Here is a 423-nt window from a genome sequence, read left to right as displayed (position 1 = left end):
ATCCTCTTACCGGATCACGTCCTGACAGGCGAGCTGGCCGTAGGCGTCCTCGACGCAGGTGCGCTGGCGGATGGAGCCCGTCGTCACCGTGTCGCCCGGAACCACCACGACGCCGGCCGGCGGCTGGGTTCTGGCGTTCTGCTCGGAGATGCCGCCGGCCACGACGCCGACGCCGGCGCCGATGACGGCGCCCACCGGGCCGCCCACGATGGCGCCCGTCACGGCGCCGGTCGCAACGCCTGCCGCAGTGCCTTCCTGGGCCGAGTCAAGATTAGGTATAATAAAAAGGGCAGCTGCTGAGGCAGCCATAACGATCTTACGCATTAGAAGGTCCTTACTCTCAAGTTGTTCGAGAGTTGAACGCGCGCAATCGAGACCGGTTCCGGCGTGCCGATTCAGTTTATTCGATGGCGGATGCTGCGC

General features: G+C 65.0%; 1 protein-coding gene. It reads right to left on the bottom strand.

Annotated elements, in window-relative coordinates; genetic code table 11:
• Positions 1-6: 6 nt before the first annotated feature.
• On the bottom strand, positions 7-423 hold a 417-nt coding region (locus AC2JF9_RS09755), incomplete at its 5' end, for a YMGG-like glycine zipper-containing protein (RefSeq protein WP_500727380.1).

It is taken from the genome of Lactobacillus sp. C449L (genome assembly GCF_059900815.1).
The sequence above is the reverse complement of the archived record's forward strand: the minus strand, read 5'-3'. Positions and strand labels throughout refer to the sequence as shown.